The 17,471-nt window shown below is 58.6% G+C and carries 14 protein-coding genes; 6 read left to right on the forward strand and 8 right to left on the reverse strand.

Translation table 11 applies throughout. The annotated features are described in order from the left end of the window. Positions 1-1,083: RHS repeat domain-containing protein (locus BMY73_RS08365; protein ID WP_371914957.1), on the reverse strand; the 1,083-nt coding region annotated here is incomplete at its 3' end. 163 nt (positions 1,084-1,246) lie between these two features. On the opposite strand from BMY73_RS08365, the gene BMY73_RS08370 reads away from it, so the two are divergent. The 3 genes from BMY73_RS08370 (at position 1,247) to BMY73_RS08380 (ending at position 4,912) form a co-directional block, all read left to right on the forward strand. Next, complete coding sequence (locus BMY73_RS08370; RefSeq protein ID WP_062386635.1) at positions 1,247-1,711, forward strand: hypothetical protein; 465 nt, start codon at positions 1,247-1,249, stop codon at positions 1,709-1,711. A 28-nt stretch (positions 1,712-1,739) separates the two neighbouring features. After that, positions 1,740-2,564 (forward strand): SDR family oxidoreductase, encoded by an 825-nt coding sequence (locus tag BMY73_RS08375; protein ID WP_092406382.1) that lies wholly within the window; start codon positions 1,740-1,742, stop codon positions 2,562-2,564. Between the two features lie 227 nt (positions 2,565-2,791). After that, positions 2,792-4,912: a hypothetical protein gene (locus BMY73_RS08380; protein WP_092406384.1), complete on the forward strand. Its 2,121-nt coding sequence runs from the start codon at positions 2,792-2,794 to the stop codon at positions 4,910-4,912. A 220-nt stretch (positions 4,913-5,132) separates the two neighbouring features. On the opposite strand, the gene BMY73_RS27900 is transcribed toward BMY73_RS08380, so the two are convergent. The 6 genes from BMY73_RS27900 to BMY73_RS08405 all read right to left on the reverse strand — a co-directional run bounded on the left by BMY73_RS27900 (position 5,133) and on the right by BMY73_RS08405 (position 12,741). Continuing rightward, positions 5,133-6,425, reverse strand: a complete 1,293-nt coding sequence (locus BMY73_RS27900; protein ID WP_175500154.1) for a hypothetical protein — start codon at positions 6,423-6,425, stop codon at positions 5,133-5,135. After that, the gene (locus tag BMY73_RS08385) at positions 6,368-7,408 is read right to left on the reverse strand and encodes a PI-PLC domain-containing protein (protein WP_092406386.1); all 1,041 of its coding nucleotides are present in this window, start codon (positions 7,406-7,408) and stop codon (positions 6,368-6,370) included. The genes BMY73_RS27900 and BMY73_RS08385 overlap by 58 nt, the downstream gene beginning before the upstream one ends. Positions 7,409-7,817: 409 nt before the next feature. Next, a complete protein-coding gene (locus BMY73_RS08390) occupies positions 7,818-8,672 on the reverse strand; it encodes an efflux RND transporter periplasmic adaptor subunit (protein ID WP_062386648.1) in 855 nt (284 codons plus the stop codon). An 18-nt stretch (positions 8,673-8,690) separates the two neighbouring features. Next, positions 8,691-8,891 (reverse strand): DUF1656 domain-containing protein, encoded by a 201-nt coding sequence (locus tag BMY73_RS08395; RefSeq protein ID WP_062386650.1) that lies wholly within the window; start codon positions 8,889-8,891, stop codon positions 8,691-8,693. Further along, entirely contained in the window at positions 8,881-11,079 is a 2,199-nt protein-coding gene (locus tag BMY73_RS08400) for an FUSC family protein (protein ID WP_092406387.1), read from the reverse strand. The genes BMY73_RS08395 and BMY73_RS08400 overlap by 11 nt, the downstream gene beginning before the upstream one ends. 150 nt (positions 11,080-11,229) lie before the next feature. Then, the gene (locus BMY73_RS08405) at positions 11,230-12,741 is read right to left on the reverse strand and encodes an efflux transporter outer membrane subunit (RefSeq protein WP_092406389.1); all 1,512 of its coding nucleotides are present in this window, start codon (positions 12,739-12,741) and stop codon (positions 11,230-11,232) included. Positions 12,742-12,923: 182 nt separating this feature from the next. Here BMY73_RS08405 and BMY73_RS08410 point away from each other — a divergent pair, with 182 nt between their 5' ends. Both BMY73_RS08410 and BMY73_RS08415 read left to right on the forward strand, forming a co-directional pair. Beyond that, positions 12,924-13,871 carry a LysR family transcriptional regulator gene (locus BMY73_RS08410; protein WP_062386659.1) on the forward strand — a complete coding sequence of 316 codons (948 nt, stop codon included), beginning with the start codon at positions 12,924-12,926 and terminating at the stop codon, positions 13,869-13,871. A 204-nt stretch (positions 13,872-14,075) separates the two neighbouring features. Continuing rightward, entirely contained in the window at positions 14,076-15,050 is a 975-nt protein-coding gene (locus BMY73_RS08415; RefSeq protein WP_092406391.1) for a 2-hydroxyacid dehydrogenase, read from the forward strand. Positions 15,051-15,184: 134 nt separating this feature from the next. Here the strand turns inward: BMY73_RS08415 and BMY73_RS08420 are convergent, their stop codons facing one another. Further along, entirely contained in the window at positions 15,185-16,084 is a 900-nt protein-coding gene (locus BMY73_RS08420) for a DMT family transporter (protein WP_092406393.1), read from the reverse strand. Between the two features lie 248 nt (positions 16,085-16,332). Between BMY73_RS08420 and BMY73_RS08425 the strand changes: the two genes are divergently transcribed. Continuing rightward, positions 16,333-17,208 (forward strand): helix-turn-helix domain-containing protein, encoded by an 876-nt coding sequence (locus BMY73_RS08425; RefSeq protein WP_092406395.1) that lies wholly within the window; start codon positions 16,333-16,335, stop codon positions 17,206-17,208. Positions 17,209-17,471: the final 263 nt, after the last annotated feature.

Here is a 17,471-nt window from a genome sequence, read left to right on the forward strand (position 1 = left end):
CGTTTTCGCCTCATACCCGGTGGCTTCGATCAATTGATACAACGTGTCGTAGGCAAATGTGCGCAGCGGTTCAACTTGCTGGTTGGCGAAGTAGCGAATGGGTTGGGCCAGGTCCTCGATGCTCAGGACATTCCCGACCGGGTCGTAGACGTAATTCAGGTCCTGAACAAGACCGTTGTCAGCGCGCAACCTGATCAGGCGGCCATCGACAGGATCGTAATCAAGGGCCGTCATGATACCGTTACCGGCCGTTTCAGACTGGATACGGCCCTGAGCGTCATAGTCGATATCGCTGACCAGCGTTTGCGCAGGCTGCCCTGGCAATTGCAAAACTGTGGACTTGAGTTGTCCCGCCACGGTGTGCGCAAATGTCTGAACGTTGCCCATCGCATCGATCTGTTCAAGTGCGTCGCCCGACGGTCCAAAACGCCAGGACGATTTGGCTCCCTCTCCCGGCTCCAGCAAATCGTCTCGTTCAGCCACCACATCAGGCCAGTCCGGCACACCGAGGTCTTTCGAGAACCTGCGCGTTTGCTCGGTCACCTCGCCCGTCAGACTGAACACTCGATTAGTCAGCGAACCGGCTGGATCATTATGCCGAATCAACTGACCGCATTGATTGGCGAACGCATCATTGGCGCTGCCGTAGGTCAGACGCTCGGTGCAGCGCTCAGTGAGGCCATCGGTTTCGAAAACTGCCTCGGGACGCAACAGCGCATCGTATTCGAACCGCTGCAGTTGAGCCCTTGCGTCCCAACGACAACGTCGCTCTCCACCACTGCCAAACAGCGCAACCTCCCAACCGGCATCGACACTTTCACTCAACAGCGCTTGGGAGGTCAGCGAAAAGAGAGAACGCAAATTGCTCGGCGTATCGGCCTCGCTCCCGCCACTGGCCCATAATCGCGGATCCCAGCGCCGGATCAGTCGACGTGCAGGATCAACGCTGGAGCGATCAACCCGCTCAGTCACCGGGTCGTCGGCACGCGTGCGATGAAAGGAAACCGACCGAACCGCTAACCCGCGTGGATCGACCACCGTCAATGTGGGGGTATGGGCGTGTAGCGCGCAGACGTCGGACATGGCACATGCATTCCATTGCAAGGATCCATCAAAGACTAGCCTTCAGGCCGCCCACCTGACTGACCTTTAGTCTGGAAGACCGACCACTCTGTCAAAAACGCCAATTGGTCTTCCCACCCCCTTTCGGTAGGATGCCCTCACCTGTATTCGCGAGTCCGAAAACATGATTATCGGCGCCGTATTGATCTTCACTTGGCTGATCCTGCTGCTGCGTTACCCCGCCAAAGCCCTGCCGGTTTCACTGGCAGCAGCCGTTGGGCTGGGCATTGTGGCCGGCGTGGTCGTCTGGCAGGACAAACGCGATGCCAAGCGACTCGAACGCCTGCAACTGCGTCTGGACTACGCACCACAACAATGCCCGACCGGCAGGCCGTTGCTGGTGTTGATCGACAACGGCAATGATGTGCCGCTGCAGGAGCTGCGCTGGAAAGTCGCCGCCTACGCGCCGGGCGACACCGTCAACCTTGCCGACGACACGTACACCGCGCCGCGTTATCGCGGGCCTGGCGAGTTGCTGCCGGGCAGCCAGTGGCAGGATTGCCTGCCACTGCCGCCGCTGCGCAATGGTTACCGACCGCAAACGCTGGAGTTTCGCGCCGAACGCCTGCAAGGTACGTTTTCCGACTGACACCCACCCACACTTCAAGGAATGAATCATGGCTGTCGTTTTAATCACCGGTTGCTCCAGCGGTATGGGTCGCGCCATGGCGGACGCCTTCAAGGCATCGGGCCACGAGGTCTGGGCCACGGCGCGCAAGAAAGCGGATGTAGACGGACTGATCGGCGCGGGGTTTCGGGCGGTTGAGCTGGACGTCAATGACGGCGCGGCCGTAGTCAGGCTGGCGGCTGAACTCGAACGGCACGGCAAGGGCCTGGATGTGTTGATCAACAATGCCGGCTACGGCGGCATTGGCCCGCTGCTCGACGGAGGGGTCGAGGCCATGCGCAGGCAGTTCGAGACCAACGTGTTTTCCATCGTCGGCATGACCCAGGCACTGTTCCCGGCGCTGCGGCGCAATAAAGGGTTGGTGGTGAATATCGGTAGCGTGTCCGGCGTACTGGTAACCCCGTTCGGCGGCGCGTACTGCGCCTCAAAGGCGGCCGTTCACGCAATGAGTGACGCGCTGCGCATGGAACTCGCCCCTTTCGGCATACGGGTGATGGAAGTGCAGCCAGGCGCCATCGACACCCACTTCGCCCAGAACGCCAGCCATGAGGCCGAGCAAGTGATTCATGAAGGATCGCCCTGGTGGCCGTTGCGCGAAGGCATTCGTGCGCGAGCTAACGCTTCGCAGGGCAACCCAACCCCAGCCAGCGATTTTGCGCTCGATGTGCTCAACGCCGTGCAACAACCCAAACCGCCGCGCCTGCTGCGCTCAGGCAATGGCAGCCGGGCGCTGCCACTGATGGAACGTCTGCTGCCCAAGGCGTTACTGGAAAGGATTCTGATCAGGCGGTTTGGTTTGAACGTGAAACTGTAAGACGATCGTCCGGCGCGGCCGTCCCCGGAATGGGCAAACGCTTGCTGGTTTGATGAATCGCCCTACCCGCAACGAGCGTAAATCCTCCAAACCTCAGATCGAGAACTACCTGTATCGGCGGCCTCCCTCTGACAGACATCCCATAGCGGTTCGTACCACCATTCCTGGCGCTTCAACGAATGAAGCAACAGCACCCCGTGCTGTAGAAACGTCAAGGAATGACTCACATGGAAAATCTGCCGCTGTACGAAGAAAACCTCATCGCCCACGACGCTGAAACGGGGCTCGCCCTGCCGCGCTGGCTGGATCCCGCCACACAGGCACAAGATGAGGACGCCCACCTTCTGGCCGAGCTGATCGAAGCGTACGCCAAACCGGATCTTCTGGATCCACTCAGATTCATTGAAGTGCAGATTGAGCGTTTGTTAACGCAATCAGACGCTTTGTCGGGGATCAAAAGAACGATTGATAGCCGAACGCTCATACGCGTCGACTTCACCACGCGACCGTCGAATACGGGTTTTATCGGCACCTCAACGCCCAAGCGCAGCACTCGGCATTTTGAGTTGCGGGACATTGTTACTGACCAGCATCTCGTCGAACTGGAGGACAAAGCGCTGGTTAAGGTGATCTGGCCGAGGGATTTTCCGCCCGCGCTGATCGACAGCCTGGAAAACGCCGACCTACAAACGCTTTATCGTGAGCAGGTGCTTGCGCATTTCACGCATCCGGACAACGAATACGTTTACAAACTGCTCGCGAAACAAACCCTGGCGGCCCGGTTGCAATCCTACGCCGCCAAGGCGAATACGTCCGACAGCTACAGAAAACTGGTCAAAGGCTATCTGGACAACAAGGTTCATCCCAAAACGGTAAGGTTCCAGAATCGCTACACCGTCACGCAGGCCGTGTACCTGGAAGCAAACGTCGCCCTGACAGGCACTATTCCCGGCGCTGCTTTGCTGGTGTTCCTAGGCGCGTCGGATACAGATGCGGTCATCGAGCTACCCGCCCCTGCCGCCGGGCGAAAGGCGGTGGTCGAATCGTCGACCCTGCTGGCGGAACTTATCTACGCACGCCTGAAGCTGTATGACCGATTGGCCATTGGCTCCTTCAGCATGAAGTACACCGGGATCATGGAGCGCAGCAACGATTTCCTGCGCAAGCCGTCACTGACGTTTCACAAAACCGACGACATCATTTCGTACCTCTACCTCACCCATCTCGAACACACGCTTTCAGACATGGACACCCTGGTCTCCACCCGACACGAACGCATGATGGATAAACTCCTGGAACTCGGCGGCGTGGTAATGACGGTGATGTCGATGGCCGTCATGATGCCTACCATCGGAGCGGGGCTGACGGCACGGCCTCTGCTGGCATTCCTGTTCGGCATGGGAACGGTGGGCGTGGAAGTCGCCCGCGGCTCTCTGGCCGATCATCCAGATGAAGCGGGCGAGCACTACCGGGCTGCGATTATTGCAGCACTTGCCGAAATGGTGGGGCTCATCGCACCTGCGATCTTACGGTCCGGTCTCGCCAAGCCAGACAAGAGGGCGTTGACGAACACCGTGCTCAAAAGGATGCGATTCGATGGCGTTGCGCCTCCCTTGTATCACGACATTCCAGTGATGAAACGCAACATTATCCCGTCAGAGCTGGGCGCCATGCACTTGAAGCGCAGACTGATAGAGCGCCTGCGCAAAGGCCCGAACGCGGCGCAGGACATGGTGTATGAATACGCCCGTGCGACCCGGCAAACGGTTGAAGGGCATGAGCTGATCATCTATCGCGGCCAAGTCTTTCGCGGCGACATGCGCCCACCGAAAACCATCTTCAAAGAAGGCTTCGAACTGCGCACACCCGCCGATGAAATCCGTCGGGATATCCACCAGGTCACAGGTGTGCGAGGCGGCTTCGGTGGAGGGCGCAACGCGCTGGATCCTGACGGCAAGGGCATTTCCACCTCCGCGTTTTATTACAAGGAACACACCGGCGCTTACGTTTACGGCGGACAGCGCGGCGGCTACACCTACGTTATCGACACCGTGGACATGGACGGCTATCACCTGTATGCCAATCACCACATGGCCAAATACCCCAATACCCGGCACATCAACCTACGGCCAACAGAAATCAACTACGGAGAAAACATCCCTCCTGACATCATTCTCGGCGCGTATGACAAATCGGGAAACTTCATTCCCAACGACATCGCTCTGGACTATTTCGCCAGGCGTCGTGCCAGTGAAATCGAGGTTCAACTGGCAGAAGCGGCTGCTCAAGCAGCCAAAAAAGCCGCGATACAGGAGGCGGCAGACCGCGTGAAGAATAACAGTGTATAGCGCACGTCATGAGGGTAATGAGCTATACGATCAAAGCGAACTCACGATCACGGTTCAGGCAACTCTACCGCAAGCTGAACACTGTGCAGTGTGGGAACGCGAGCCGGTGAGTTCTGCAAGCCTGGACGTCGGGCATTTTCAGGAGGTCTCTGCCGCATGGCGGAACGACTCACCCAGCCTGTGCCCGACCTTGACCAATAAACCACCAACAACTCAGAAGTTACTGCGCTGCCTTGGGTGGAATTTCTACGGTGAGATCTTCTGAAACTATTCGAAGCCATTTCACGTCAGTTTCGACGTGCCAGATTCCATCTCCATCGCTTTCCACTGACAACGTGGGCTCGTTAACGTGATACATTTTATTGCCCGCAAGCCGTCGCACCCATACAGTATATTCAGAGGCTTCGGGTATTGGATCCCACGTAAATATCAACGGGTAAGAGTCTGGAGAACTCACACGAAAGTTTTTGAATACCGGTGGGGGTTCGCCAGATCCTGTATGTGTCATCAGTGTCTTCGATCTTACCAGGTTCGTGCCCCACCAGGTTTCAACATGCCAAAGTCCACTCGTAAAGTTGTCCACCACAAGTCGGGACTCTACGACCTGCTGAGAGGAGGGTTGTCCATCCGCCAGCGCTATAAACCGATAACTAGATGCGTCGGGTACCGGATCCCATTCAAATATCAAGGGTGATGAGGTTCCAGGGGAAGTAATACGGAAGTTATTGACTTGAGTAATGTCCTCGAGCGAAAACGCCACATCGGCAGACTTCAAAGTGGTCCCCTCTGAATCGACTTGGGTACTGACCGAAAATACTGCACTTTGACCACTACTTATAACCAGCGAAGGTTCGGACACGAATGCTTCATAGTGTTCATTGTAGCCACGCCCAATGACCTTGTAATCCGTGATTCTATAAGGCACATCATCCCATGACAACGTAATGGGGTAGCGCCCATTGCTCGAGTTTATTTTCAAATTGGTAATTCTCGCAACTATTTCCGCTGATTTTAATGGCGCTCCTTGAAAGTCAGCCTCAACGTGCCAAACGCCGCCGGCGATACTATCAACTACCAATCTCGGTTCGTGGACAACATATTTTTCAACCCTCTCTCCATTTATCTCAAACACTGTATATTCAGAAACCAAAGGCAAAGGATCCCACACAAACTCAACGGGAAACGCAGGGTACGGAGAAGTGACGCGAAAGTTACTGATCTCGGTAGGCATAGTAGGCGAGTGATCAAGCCTCCAAAGACCCACACTCTTATCGTAGGTCAGAGATATCTCGACGTTAGCTTTGATCTCTATACTGTCAGCGTAATGGTCAGAACCCGCCATGTGAAGAATGGAAGATATTCCCGACATATTGTAGATCCGCAGCAGTTGGCCTTTCAACAGTGTGAACCACTCATAGACAGGCAAATATACATTCGGCACCTCGGCACGAATAATCACGTAAATAAGCGGAGTTTGCAAGGGTGGTATTTTGAAACTGCCAGGATTGTCCACAAAGACGTTCTGACCGCAGCATAGGACTTGGCTCTAATCCATGTGGCATGAATGCAATAATCGATATACGCCCCCCTCGTCGACCAGTCTGTATTGATGATATGAAATTTTTGAATGTAAGCATTGAACCCGACATCATCGTTGGAGTAGAACCATCGCCCAATTTGGTCTTGAAAGTCATCAGGCTGTCCGACTTTCGTTATTTTATGGCATTGAATACTTTGCAATTCAGAATCAGGCTTTGACGTCCTCGCCACCTCATCCATAAATCCCTTTAAGCGTTCTGTGGATATATAACCAGAGCCTTCATATTTCTGTTCGAGGTCCCAAAAAAATTCGTCATCGCGTATCACGTCGTGGTAGGCCACCACAACACGCCCCGTCCCCCCCCAAAGCTCCCGGACGTAAAGGTTGCGCTGCTCAGGACGAATGATCAGGTCACCAAAATAATCTTTTATAAGCTTCATTAGTTCATAATGGGCTTCATCGGTAAAGTTCTTGAATTGGTGAAAGTCCAGTATGATTATTTCATTTTTGGGATCGCCCTTTGGAAAAGTACCATTTCTCCAATTAGTAACTGCTTGCAATATGTCGCCCCTCACGGTGCGTCCCGACGATAAGTCGTGAAAAATTTGAAATCGCCTTGGGTCATTTACAGCATATCCAAAAAAAAACTCTATCCGTAGATCCAGTGCCCTGATGCCGGACATTATCTGATACCAAGGAGATTTGTCCTGAGTCGTTTCGTAAGAGTTAGTATAGGGGGCGTCTTTATCCATTCCCGCATCATGTGAACCCGGAAGTATCAAATCCACAACTCTCAAGTCTCCGGCACCGGCATAAGCCGTCATCCACGTGCCGCGGTGCTCGTTGATGGCGGTTATCTCAGTTCCAGAACGCTGATTCGGATCGCTCGGGTCGGGAGGAGTAGTGAGAGTCATTGCGGGCGAGTCACCGCCGCGAGGTACGAGTACGTCGTCCATGGTTTTTCTCCTTGAAATTAGGCATAGCGCCTTAAATCAAGGTAGATCAACCAGGCATTGACCCCAATAGCAACAACTACCAGCCGGACTTAACAGGAATCCGAAAAAATACTATTTTCAATACGTTATGCGAAATACGTATCGAGGCCTGACTTAGACTTCTTTGCGATAACATAAATTGCGATTCGCTATATCTTTTAAATCTGATATCCAACAGGTGTAACCATCTTCCAACTTAGCTGCATGATAAGGAACGGATGCGTGACCAGACAGGCGAGTACTGAACTTGTAGGCCGCAGCAGTTCAGAGCGCGTGCCCGTTACCGACAGCCCGGGTCAAGTGTGGACTGAAAGGTTGCCAATCCAACGACCCACCGCCCGCCCATTCCGCTAACGGTAAATCCCGGCTCTCACCGCGGATTAACAATCACCGTGCACGTAATCCCCGCCGCCAGCACCACGCTGTCCGGTACGCTGTCCAGGTGTATCCGTACCGGCACGCGTTGGGCCAGGCGCACCCAGTTGAAGGTCGGGTTGACGTCGGCGATCAATTCGCGGCTTTCGGGGTTGTCGCGGTCGTAGATGGCGCGGGCGATGCTTTCGACGTGGCCTTTCATCACTTCGCCGCTCATGAGCTGCATGTCGGCGGGGTCGCCGACTTTGACGTGGGGCAGTTTGGTTTCTTCAAAGAAGCCGTAGACCCAGAACGAGTTCTTGTCGACCACCGCCATCTTCGCTTCGCCGATCCGGGCGTAGTCGCCACGGTGGACGTTGAGGTTGGTGACGTAGCCGTCCACGGCGGCCAGCACTTTGGTGCGCTGCAGGTTGAGTTGCGCGGCTTCCAGTTGCGCCACGGCCAACTGGTAATCGGCCTGGGCGGCGTTGGCGACGTTGGAGGCGTCTTCACGGTTCTCGGCGGAGATCACCAGTGCGTCCAGGTCCTTGCGGCGATTGGCGTTGACCTTGCGCATTTCCCAGGTGGCTCTGCGTGAAGCCACCATGGCCTCGGCCTGTTTGACGGCCAACTGATAATGCTCGGGGTCGATCTGCATCAACAGGTCGCCCTTTTTCACTGGCTGGTTGTCCTTGACCGGCACGTCGATCACCACGCCGGTGACGTCCGCGGCGACGTTGATCACGTCCGCGCGCACCCGCCCGTCACGGGTCCATGGGGTGTCCATGTAGTGAATCCAGAGCAGGCGACCAATCCAGATGGCCAGTGCCAGAATCAATAAAGTCGCGATCAGACTGAAGAGCTTTTTCATCTCGAATTCACATGTGCCTTAACGGTAAACGGTCAGCGCCATCGCGCCAAAAATGCAGCTGAACAGGCTCAGGCGCAGTAGCGCCGGGTGCCAGAAAAAGCGGTACAGATCGAGCCCGGACATCAAGCGATCCAGTGCCCAGGCGAGCACCATGGCGACCAGGAACATCACTGTGACGGTGGGCATGTAAACGCCGTGGAAAGCGATTTCACGTGGCATGGGAAAGTCCTTGCGGCGGCAGCGCGGATGCCTGTGCCGGCGTGCAGGCCGCGAGCGGCGATTGCGGGTCCAACAGGCACGTGCGGATGAAATGCAGGTAGCTCTTCACCCGGCGCAACGCCGAGGTGTCGAAATGCGGGGCGAACGGCTCATCGGTGTTCTGCACGCAGAAGATCGCATGATCCACCGCATACAGACTCCGTGCCAGATTGTGCCGGTCGGGCTGAATGAACAGACGCACCAGTGAACGCCCCATCGCGCGAATCGCCTGACGCCAGGGCTGGGACTCGGCATAGCTGGGATGCACCGGCAGAATGGATTGCTCACGACGCAGCTCGATGATGGCGTGGCCGATCTCCTGTACGACGAACATCCAGCGCAGCAAGTTGCGCTGCACCACCGGTTGCCCGGCGGCCAGACCGTAGGCTTGATGCACGAGGTCGCGGGTACGGCTTTCGAAGTTCGAGCGCAGCCCGCGTAACGGCGCGCTGATCGCAAAGCTCACCTGTTGACGCAAGTCGTCTTCCAGACGGCGCCACAGCCAGCTGCTGTTCGGCGGCAAAATGATTGCGCCCGCCGCTGCGCACAGCAGCATGCCGATGACCATGGCGATGTAGTCGTTGATGAAGGTGTACGGGTTGAAGACGGTGAGATTGTCCGGCACCGACCCGATGCTGAAAAAGATCAGCAGGCCGATACCGACACCGGCCCATTGCGGCCGGGTAGTGAGAAACGCGCCAAAGGCGAATACCGGGGCCAACACCATGCACAGCAGCGGAAACCCGTCGATCAATGGCAACACGAAGAACGTCTGGAAGAACCCCAGCACCGCGCCGAGCGCGGTACCGCAGGCCATCTGGAACGACATCCGTCGCGGGTTGGCCGTGGTCGCCGACAGGGCCACGGTGGCGGCCGACACCAGGGTCATCGTCGCCCCGCTCGGCCAGGCCGTCGCCACCCAGTACGTCGACATCACCGCCATCACCGCCAGGGCGCGCACGCCGGACGCCAGCGACAGGGTCCAGTTGGTGGTGTTGACGAACGACTCGACCCATTTTTCACGCACGTGATTGTGATCGGCCAACGAGGCATGCGTCTGCGCGTAGTCGTGCATGTCGTCGACGAAACGGTAGAGCAATTCGTAGGCGGTATGGAAGTCCAGCAGTTCGTCATCACTCGGCGCGCTGTCAACGAATTCGGCACGCAGGCGTCGTACCTGCACGGGCAGAGCTGCCTTGAATTCACTCAGACGACTGGCCAGTTGTGCAGCGTCGCTGGCGATCAGCGCACGCCCGGCGAAAGGCTCCAACAGCCCTGCCAGCTCGTTCAGACCGGGCTCGATCGCCTGAACCGTCAATGTCACACCATGACGGCGAAGGCGTTCAAGCAACTGGTGCAGGGCGTTGAAACGCGTGGTGAGGGTCATGAACTCGCTGTTCAGGCGGTTCAGCCGTCCATTGCGCCGACGCATGTGCGGGTCTTCGAAAACGGTGACGGCACGCAACCCTTCCAGGCCCACGGCGTCGGCGAGGAAACGGACGTTGCTGGCCTCGAAACGCTGCGGGTCGCTGTGGCCGCGCAAACCGTCGATGGCGAACCCGGCGAACGTACCGAAGCGCTGGTAGAGCGCGTTGCGCATGGCCGCGCCGGTGCTCTGGGGCAGGATGGCGGCTGTCACTAGCGTCGAGCAGAGAATCCCCAGTGAAATTTCCAGCAAGCGCCAGACGGCTGCCATGAACGAGGTGTCGGGATGCGCCAGCGCCGGCAGACCGGTGAACGCCGCCGTGTAACCCGCCAGCACGAACCCGTACGCACGGAAGTTGCGGTAGCGCGCGGCGCCGGCGCAACAGAACGCGACCCAAAGCGACAGGAGGAGAAGAAACGGCGCGCTGTCCTGAGGAAACAGCGCCATCATCACCACCATCATCACCGACCCGGCGAGCGTGCCCAGCAGACGGTAGAAGCTCTTGGCGAACACATGGCCGCTTTGCGGCTGCATGACAATGAAAACGGTGATGACGGCCGTGCGCGGCTGCGGCAACTCAAGCCGCATCGCCACCCAATAGGTCAGGAAGGCCGCGATCAACACCTTGAAGATGTAGATCCAGGTCACCCCGTCACTGCGCGCCCAACCATTGAGCGCCCGGCGCCATTCCAGGGATTTGAACCAGGTCAAGGCAGTGTTCATTTCAGTTCAAGACCCGCTGCGGCTGATACATCGCTATCGCGGGCAAGCGCGCTCCTACAGACGACCGCGTTCCCAGCGGAAATCCCATTCCATTGTAGGAGCGCGCTTGCCCGCGATAGGGCCTGTCCAGGCGACGCATATCTATCTGGCTCACCGATCAAACACCGCCAACGCAGCCGGGGTCTTTGGCGCGGCGGTCTTGTCGGCGGCGGGCGAATCGTTGCCCGCCATCAAGCCACCGCCCAGCGCCACCACCAGTTCGGCATGCACCGTCAGACGCGCGGCCTGAACCTGCTGCTGGATCTGCTGCTGATGGAACAGCAAGGTTTGCGCGTTGAGCACGTTCAGGTAATCGGTCAGGCCGCGCTGGTAGGCGATCATGGCAATGTCATAGGTTTTCTGCGCGGCGGCCACCGATTGATCGGCGAACACTTGCTGTTTGTTCATCGACTCACGGCGAATCAACTGATCGGAAATGCTTTTGAGCGCGTTGATCAGCGTCTGGTTGTACTGCGCCACGGCGGCGTCGTAACCGGCAGAGGCGACGCCCAGTTCGGAACGCAGACGCCCGCCATCAAAGATCGGGAGGGTAATTGCCGGGCCGACGCTGTAGTTGAATTTCTTGCCGGTCAGAAACTCCAGCACGCCGCCGCCCGTGGCCATGTAACCCAGGCTGCCCATCAAATCAACGTTGGGGTAGAAACCGGCGTGAGCGACATCGATACCGCGGGCCTGCGCGGCCACGCGCCAACGGCTGGCCACCACATCGGGACGCTGACCCAGCAACTGAGCCGGCAACGCCGACGGCAATTTCAGAACGGCGTTAAGCGACAAGGTCGGACGCTGCAGGCGGGCGCCCTCCCCCGGGCCTTTGCCGGCCAATGCCGCAATCTGGTTACGACTCAGGGCGATGGCTTCGTCCAGCGCGTCGATCTGGCGATGGGTTTCGGGCAGCGGCGTTTCGGCCTGACTGACTTCGAAATGCGTGCCGATACCGCCCTTCAAGCGACGCTGCGCCAGGTCGAGAATCTGCTGTTGCTGCGCCAGCGTGGCCTCGGCGATGTCGCGCTGGGCATAGTTCAGCGACAACTGGATGTAGGCACGGACGATGTTGTCCTGCAATTCCAGCTGAGCCTGGCGCTCTTCGGCCGCGCTCATGTGCGCCATGTCCAGCGCCTGCTCGGTGTGGTTGCTTTCTCGTCCCCACAGATCGAGGGAATAGCTCAGCCCGATAGACGCGCTGTTGTCCCAGGTACTGGTGTTCGACAGCTCGCCCGGCCCGTAGAACTGATCGGTTGGCCAGTTATGACGTTTGAGGGTGCTGTCGCCATTGATGTGCAGAGACTCGGCGGATTCCGCGATCCCGGCCATGGCTTTGGCCTGCCGCACACGCGCCGCCGCAATCGCCAGCCCCGGACTGCCGAGAGCGGCCAGTTCGATCCAGTGATTGAGTTGATCATCGCCATAAGCGCGCCACCATTGACCGTCGGGCCAGTGGGCATCTTTCGCGGCTTCTTTGATCGCGTCATCGGTGGCCAGGTTGTCGGGCGACAACGAGGTCCCTTGAGGGGCAATACCGCCGGTTCCGATGCAGCCGCTGACAAGTAACGTTAAAGCCCAGACACTGAGGGGTTTGAGCCCTCTGATGATGCGACGCGGCACAGCTGCGATTACCTGAATGAAAGGAAAATGGAACGAGCCGCGATTCTAGGATGCGTCCAGGGCGGCGATAAGCCAGGACTTGTGCGAATCTTTGTTACCGAACCGAAGATAATCCTTTGGTATGGCTGACATGGATCAGTAACTTCATGTCACAATTTGGCTATCTCACCAGAGAACGGCCAATGGACACTCTGCAAAACATGCGCGCCTTCAGTTGCGTGGCGCAAGCAGGCAGCTTCACCGCTGCCGCAGCTCAACTGGACACGACCACCGCCAACGTTTCGCGCGCTGTCTCCAATCTCGAAGCACACCTGCAGACCCGACTCCTCAACCGCACCACGCGACGCATTGCCCTGACGGAAGCGGGCAAGCGTTATTTGCTGCGGTGCGAGCAGATTCTGGGTTACGTCGAAGAAGCCGAAGCAGAAGCCAGCGACGCCCATGCGCGCCCGGCCGGCCAGTTGAAGGTGCATTCGATGACAGGCGTCGGACAGCATTACGTGATCGACGCGATTGCGCGCTATCGCCGCAATCACCCGGACGTGTCGTTCGACCTGACCATGACCAACCGCGTGCCCGACCTGCTCGAAGAGGGGTACGACGTGTCGATCGTGCTGGCCAGCGAACTGCCGGACTCGGGATTCGTTTCACAGCGCCTGGGGATTACCTACAGCATCGTCTGCGCCTCGCCTGCCTACATCAAAGCGTTCGGCATGGCTTACAAGCCGGCAGACCTGCTCAACCATGCCTGTCTGCGTCTGGTCAGCCCGGTGTTCCCCCTGGAAAAGTGGGCCTTTGACGGCCCCGAAGGCCAGGAAACCGTGACCATCGCCAGCTCACCGTTCCTGGTGAACTCGGCCGACGCCATGAAAGCGGCGATCAGCAGCGGCATGGGCATTGGCATTCTGCCGATCTATTCGGCCATCGAAGGCCTGCGCAACGGCTCGCTGGTTCGCGTGCTGCCGCAATACCGATCCCATGAGCTGAACCTGTATGCGATCTACCCGTCGCGCCAGTACCTGGATGCGAAGATCAAAACGTGGGTCGAATACCTGCGCGGCTCGCTCCCGGAAATCATGGCGGCGCACGAGGCGGATTTGCAGACGCACGTGTTGCCGGAGATGGTGTAGAAAAAACACCGCTCACCTATAGGAGCGCGCTTGCCCGCGATGAGGCCGGTACACCCGACACATCTCCATCGCCCGACCCCACGCCATCGCGGGCAAGCGCGCTCCTACAATATGGACTGCCCCTTTCCCCCCTCGCCAACCAAACGACAAGAATGTTAGCGTGCTACGCACTTCCCGTCTGACCTGCCCGAGAGAAGCTATCCGATGAAAAAGACCGTCCTTGCCTTCAGCCGCGTGTCCCCGGAAATGGCCGAGCGCCTGCGGCAAGACTTCAACGTGATCATTCCGGACCCGAAAAAGGGTGATCTGAACGAGCAGTTCAATGAAGCCCTGCCGCACTGCCATGGCATGATCGGCGCCGGGCGCAAGCTGGGCCGCGAGCAACTGGAAGGCGCAAAACAGCTGGAGGTGGTGTCGAGTATCTCGGTCGGCTACGACAACTACGACGTCGGTTACCTCACCGAACGCGGCATCATGCTGACCAACACCCCGGATGTGCTCACCGAGAGCACCGCCGATCTGGGCTTCTCGCTGATCATGAGCAGCGCACGTCGCGTCGCCGAGCTGGACGCCTACACCAAGGCCGGCAACTGGAAGCGCAGTATCGAAGCGCCGCATTTCGGCACGGACGTCTACGGCAAGAAGCTGGGCATCGTCGGCATGGGCAACATCGGTGCGGCAGTGGCGCGCCGCGGCCGTCTGGGCTTCAACATGCCGATCCTGTACAGCGGCAACAGCCGCAAAACGGCCCTGGAACAGGAGCTGGGCGCGCAATTCCGCACGCTGGATCAACTGCTGGCCGAGTCCGACTTCGTGTGTCTGGTCGTGCCGCTCAGCGAGAAAACCAGGCACCTGATCAGCACCCGCGAACTGTCGCTGATGAAGAAAAGCGCCATCCTGGTGAATATCGCGCGCGGTCCGATCGTCGACGAACCTGCCCTGATCGAGGCGCTGCAAAACGGCACCATTCGTGGCGCAGGTCTGGACGTTTACGAGAAAGAACCGCTGTCTGAATCGCCACTGTTCCATCTGAGCAATGCTGTGACATTGCCGCACATCGGCTCCGCGACCCACGAAACCCGCCAGGCCATGGCTGATCGCGCCTACGACAATCTGCGTGCCGCGCTGTTGGGCGATAAGCCGCAGGACCTAGTGAACGCGCAGGTGTGGAAGGGCTGATATCCCGACTTCCGCACCGCCCCTGTAGGCCGGCTTGCTGGCGAATGCGGTGAGTCAGTCGACATCAATCTGACTGACCCAACGCCTTCGCCAGCAAGCCGGCTCCCACAAAAAACCAGTCAAGCGACCTCCCGTTACGCCAGCTTCCCCGCCACCGGCGCCACCGCCTTGGGCTTCCTGAACACCAGCACATTCCCCACCATCACCAACACCAGCCCCATCAACGCGGGCACGGTCCATTGGTAACCTTCGGCGTACGCCGACACGTTCAGCGCCACCACGGGAAACAGCACCGTGCAGTACGCCGCCCGCTCCGGGCCCATGCGCCCGACCAGCGTCAGGTAGGCCGTGAAGCCGATCACCGAGCCCGGAATCACCAGGTACAACAGCGAGCCGATGTAGCGCGCGTTCCATTCAAAGCCAAACGGCGTGCCACTCACCAGGCAGTAAACGCTCAGCATCGCCGCGCCGTACAACATGCCGTAGGCGTTGGTGGTCAGCGGACGCAGGCCCGCTTTTTGTTGCAGGCTGGAAAGCATGTTGCCCGCCGAGAAACACAGTGTGCCGAGCAACGCCAGCCCAAGGCCGATCAGCGTTTCATGGCTGGCGCTGTGCCCGGACAGCTCAGGCCAGAACAGGCACGCAAGGCCGACGAGGCCCAAGGCACCACCGGCCAGCACATTGCGCGCGATCCTCTGTTTGAAGAACACCCGAGCGTTGAGTGCGTTCCACAGCGTCGAGGTGGAAAACACCACGGCGACCAGACCGCTGGGGATCCACTGGCTGGCGTGCAGGAAGCACATGAAGTTCACGCAGAACAGGCACAGGCCCTGCGCCAGGCAGATCAGTTGCCCGCGGCGATTGACCTTCTGCAGCTTGCCGCTGACCAGCAGAATCGCGAACAGGATCAACGCCGCAAGGGCGAAGCGGTAAACGATCGACGCCGGAATCGCCACATCGCCCAGTTGCAGTTTCAGGGCAATCCAGGTCGTGCCCCAGATCAACACGGTCAGCAGATACAGCGAGATGTTCATGACAGGCTCCTCATTGAGGCTCCAGTCTGCGCATCAGCCGCTGTGGCCACTTGCAAAAACTTGCGCATTTGATCGATGGGAGGCTGGCAGCGCCCGCTGGCGGAGTAGGATTCGGCACATAGACGATGTTCCTGACACAACGCCGGGTTACTGATGACGACGTTCCCTGGGGGAGCGAGCAAGCTCACTCCCACACGTCTGTTTATCTGCCGACCCGACACTGCCCACCTGTATTTCACGAGATGCCCATGTCGTCACTGGACACCCTCCAGGTCTTTCAATCCCTGAACAGCTCGCCTCATGCGCAGCTGGAGCAGAGTGCGTCGCTGGGCGACGGCGTGGTCGCGGCGTTGTGGAACAACCGGCACGATGCGCAGGACTATCACGGCCCTAGCCATCACACCCTGTCCTGCTACATCTCGGGCGGCACGCAGACGTTTCGTCGCGATCAGCCCAACAATAAAGGCGCGCCAGGCAAGCTCTGCGTTCTGCCCGCCGGGCATCAGTCGTCCTGGGTGGTCAACGGCGACCTGCGGCTCGCGCATCTTTATATCCGTCCGGAGCAGTTCGCGCTCAACTGCGTCACCCTGCTTGACCGTGAGCCCCGGGAAATGATGCTGCGGGAAAACACCTTCATCGATGATCCCCTGCAAGCCGAACGCTTCCGTCGTCTGATCCGCATGAACTGGAGCGAGCCAGGCGAGCGTCTGTTGACCAGCAGCCTGGCCCACGAACTGCTCGACCACATGATCCTGAGACAGGTCGGGATGCGTGAGGGGCTGCGTTTGAAGGGCGGACTCGCGCCACATCTGCGTCGACAACTGGTGGACTTCATCGAGCTGAATCTGGCAGAGCCGCTGAGCCTGGGGCAATTGGCCGGGATGTGTGCGCTGTCGGAATATCACTTTGCGCGCATGTTCCGCGAGAGCTTCGGCCTGCCACCCCATCAGTACCTGCTCGCCCGCCGCCTGAACCGCGCCCGAGAGCTGCTTCGCAGCACGCGTCTACCCTTTGGAGAAATTGCCCTTGATTGCGGGTTCGCCAGCGCCAGTCATTTCAGCAATCGCTTCAAGCAAGCCATGGGCGCGACGGCCGGGGAATACCGGTTGGCGTTTCAATCATGAATGTAATGGACTGACACGGTTTACCCTGTGCGAGCTTGGTCTGGGCGGCATTCCGAGTGTCCAGACCGCAGTCCTGTGGGAGTGAGCTTGCTCGCGACGTCAGATCAGTCCCACTCATGTTGACCTGCCACAACACTTTCGCGAGCAAGCTCGCACAAGGAGTGCGCCCATTCGGCCACCGTCGGCTGATCGTGCAACACGCTCAATCCGATCAGAGCGGTGTCGTGATGTTCGAGCGTGACGACCAAAGTCGAATTCGAAGA

Source organism: Pseudomonas sp. NFACC02 (assembly GCF_900110765.1).
Classification (GTDB): Bacteria; Pseudomonadota; Gammaproteobacteria; order Pseudomonadales; family Pseudomonadaceae; genus Aquipseudomonas.